We start from the raw sequence: 3,648 nt of genomic DNA on the forward strand, positions 1-3,648 counted from the left end.
ATTGCTTCAACCGCGCTGATGCGCAAAACAACCGCCACGCTCTAATCTCAGCTGGAGGAAAGCTTGCGGTCACGTCATCGGTCCAAAAACCAGTACTTGTAATGACGGCAGCTATTTCCAATAACCGACCGCGATTGGTGAAAACGCGCGCATCGAAGCGAACGGCGCACTGATTGCCGCAGTTATAGATTGACCGCAATATATCATCGCTCTTTGAAGCACGGTCTCGCTTCATGGCGGTGATAGCGAACTGCGCATTGTTCGCGCCAAACAGCTAGACAAACCTAGTTAAACCGATCACTTCCACGATACCATGCTTAAACAGAGGCGCGCTGGCGCATGAGTATGCAATGCGTTCGATGTGCAGCGATGTTGAACGCCTTGTAGTCACCTCACTGGCAAGACTTGCCCAACGGCTGAGAGCGAGATCATGGACCCTCACCACCCTGCTCAATCTAAGTTAGTTCAAAGCAAACGCTATGCGATATAGAAAAGGGTGAGCGTAACAACATTCGCCACAAAATATATCAATGAAATTTCGCACTCGATTATATTAAGCCCACCCAAAACAACGCCTTCTTAGTTCAATCTGGCAAAGCGCTCGCAATGAGCTTGCTTCGAAATACCTATTCCTTTTCAAATCGGCACCAAATCAAATGCGGCACTCACAATCACACCAAGGATTAAGCTCATCCGACATTAATTCTGTAAAAGTACAACCAACGGCGTGGCGATTGCTGGCAGCACCTGCAACAGATCCGCTATCAGTCGCCGGCGCGGAGAATCGCCGACAACAATGATATCATTAGCGTATACTTCAGGATCCGCATAAACACCGGAACGAATGGACCTCATATTGTAAACACCCGCGAGACTTTGACCATCAACCGTACGAAATATAATTACATCATCTAGCTTTGCAAACTCCGAAGCGCCGCCCGCCCGAGCTAGAGCGCGCATTAGTGTCATTCGGCCGACCACCGGATATACACCTGGCTTGTCAACCTGCCCGTCCAATGTCACTACTTGACTAACAGTTTCCTCCAAGTTAACTGTTACTTGAGGGTCTCTAATATAGCTAACACGGAGTTTATCTTCTATTGCCGTCGCTAGCTCGCCTGGCGTAAGGCCTGCAGCGTCTATTGCGCCCACAAGTGGATACGAGATCCTGCCGCTTGCGTCGGTCTCAATCTGTTTCTCATTCAGTTCTTCGATGCCAAATACGCTAATTCGCAACTTGTCAAAAGGGCCGATGCGGTAAGCCCGCACGGGCACCTTCACATCTTGATCTGAGGGCGCAGGCAGTTCGCCCGGATTAACGACTCCTACCGCACCGCCCTGCACAAGGCTAGATCGATTCGCACAAGATGCGAGCGGCATCACAAGGATAATCAGGCTCAAGCCCGTAAAAATATGCGCTAGCCGAAATGTCGTCAGCATACTCGATTCCTTATCAATAATATTACTCACAAAGGGAACAGTGACCTCCCTAGCCGCCAACTTGTCACAACATCAATCGCATGACACTGCCCTAACAACTTCTTTTTGTGGCCGAGTGCGGAGAGCTAGCCCCGACAAAACCGCCAAATAAGCCATAATTAGTGGTGTGCGAGCAGGATAGTCCGCGACACTTCCGAGCATGACTATACAAATTGCGAGCAGCGATGATCCATGCTGCCAGACTGACACTGGGCAGTGTCGACCCTGCATGCCGCGCCACAGGAGAGGTACTGCGACCCTCAAAGAATTCAATAGCCATCCCAAAAACACGGCTAAAACCAGCAGGGCAACAACACCTCCCTCGATCACAAACTGAAGTGGATCGTTATGAGCCTGATTCAAATAGTTTGGCGACAAGAACAAGTCAGGCTCCACAATCTTGTAGACCAACTCAAAAGTCCCGAAACCCGATCCGAATGGTAAATAATAAATTGCCATTTCTTTAAGATACGGCAACGTTTTTAATCTTAGCTCCGCATCCTGATCATTATTTGCAAAGCGCAATATTGCCTCAGATTCTGACAAATTCATGATACCAATAATTACCAACAATAAGGCAGCAACAGTGAGGCCGACCGAATGGCGTGACAAGAAATTAACAAATTGCCATTTTCCAGAGGATTTATTCACGGCCTTATTTTTTAAAAATCCAGCACTTACTAATGCAATTATCGTAACTGGTAAAACAACCAAAACAGACCCCGCCCTCGAACCTGTCATCAGAATGGTTAAAACCAAAAGAATAGTTGCAAAGATAACAACCACCGCCTTCACAATTTTTTCCAGCCGCATTCGTTCGTTAAAAATGACAAACCAGGCGAAAAGAGGCAACACGCTGGCGAGCAATATGGCATTATGGTTTCGATTAGCGAACCAACCGACAGGTAACCCATGATTGGTTATTTTGTAAAAATAGAGCGGGCCATTGGCCGGGCCAAGTAATTGGCCAATCGACAAAATCAATCCCACAGAAACGAGTCCAATTATGATCACGGCAATTCTGTCAAGATATTTTTTCTTTATTTCCATCATCATAAGCAACACTGAGAATGGAACAAACAGCGAAAAAAACGTATTCAATGTTCGGGACGGTGACATAGTCATAGGGCGCCAAGTACCAGCGATACCAGCAGCATTTTCTATTTTTGCTATCACACCCCGACCGGGGAGCTCCTGCCAAATCGAAGGAGGCAAAGGAATTAATTGGATTGCTACGTAACCGAATAGCAATACGATTAAAGCCATGGGAATATTGTATTTTTCTTGCCTATCGATTTGGCCAGCATAAATTGCGTATGCAGCAGCCAATATTGATATGGGGCGAATGACAATCAATGATGCCACATCATATCTTGCGCTGCCGCCAAACAAAAACGCAGATACGATTAACATGGTTAGTAATGCGAATTTACTTGAATCTGCTAACCAAATAGGGCTGGATTTTTTACCCATTTCTTATCCAAACACAGAATTTAACTGAAGGAGGTGTCAAACCGCTGCCACGGGCGGTGTGACTGCGGCCTACACCGTCCTCCATCAATTTTCTACCAAAAATCAGGTCCAAGCCTCTTGGTTCTCTATGTGTAGCGTGAAGTAGGCAACCGAGTTTCGCCGAAGGGCGGTTGACGGCTATCCTGATGGCAGAGAGTGGAAGGCACCTGCAGATCAAACCATTTGTGTGCCAAAGCAGCTGGATGCTAAGAATGCAAAGCTCAATCGGCTTCATGCCAATACATGCTAGATCTCAATGAGATAGCGGATTTTCAGTGAGTGGCGTCCTGACGCCTGCTAGATAGCAGGACTAGGTTTGCCATCTGCAATAACGTGATAGCGTGGATGGCCCTGCGCCAGCGTGGCTGCGCGCATACTGCGCCCGTTATAGGTCCATGTGTGGACGCCCCCCGCGGCGCAAGAGCTTTTGTTTGGCAATGCATACCGGTCGGGCGCATCCATCTGTTCGGCCGTTTCGCGCAGCACCTTATGGCTGCTGGCCCTGATGAAGTCCGCTGGCTGGCTCTCTAACCACGTCATCGCGCTCGAAGCACTGTGACGCCCTAGGTTTCACCACCTCTGACGTGACCGCAAGCTTTCCTCCAGCTGAGATTAGAGCGTGGCGGTTGTTTTGCGCATCAGCGCGGTTGAAGCAAT

3 protein-coding genes are annotated in these 3,648 nt (G+C 48.3%); all 3 read right to left on the bottom strand.

Going from position 1 to position 3,648, the window contains the following annotated elements:
* Window positions 1-235 (bottom strand): hypothetical protein (locus tag QUA99_RS32400; RefSeq protein ID WP_333460533.1); only part of this gene is annotated, 235 nt, incomplete at its 3' end.
* A gap of 464 nt (window positions 236-699) precedes the next feature.
* The gene (locus QUA99_RS32405) at window positions 700-1,470 is read right to left on the bottom strand and encodes a polysaccharide biosynthesis/export family protein (protein WP_333460534.1); all 771 of its coding nucleotides are present in this window, start codon (window positions 1,468-1,470) and stop codon (window positions 700-702) included.
* A 42-nt stretch (window positions 1,471-1,512) separates the two neighbouring features.
* Window positions 1,513-2,952, bottom strand: a complete 1,440-nt coding sequence (locus tag QUA99_RS32410) for an O-antigen ligase family protein (protein ID WP_333460535.1) — start codon at window positions 2,950-2,952, stop codon at window positions 1,513-1,515.
* Between the last annotated feature and the right edge of the window lie 696 nt (window positions 2,953-3,648).

Source organism: Microcoleus sp. F10-B2 (assembly GCF_036704965.1).
GTDB lineage: Bacteria > Cyanobacteriota > Cyanobacteriia > Cyanobacteriales > Microcoleaceae > Microcoleus.

What these genes read in the sequence shown, in the direction of transcription:
- QUA99_RS32410 (WP_333460535.1), bottom strand. Translation starts at nt 2,952, where the DNA reads ATGGGTAAAAAATCCAGCCCTATTTGGTTAGCAGATTCAAGTAAATTC.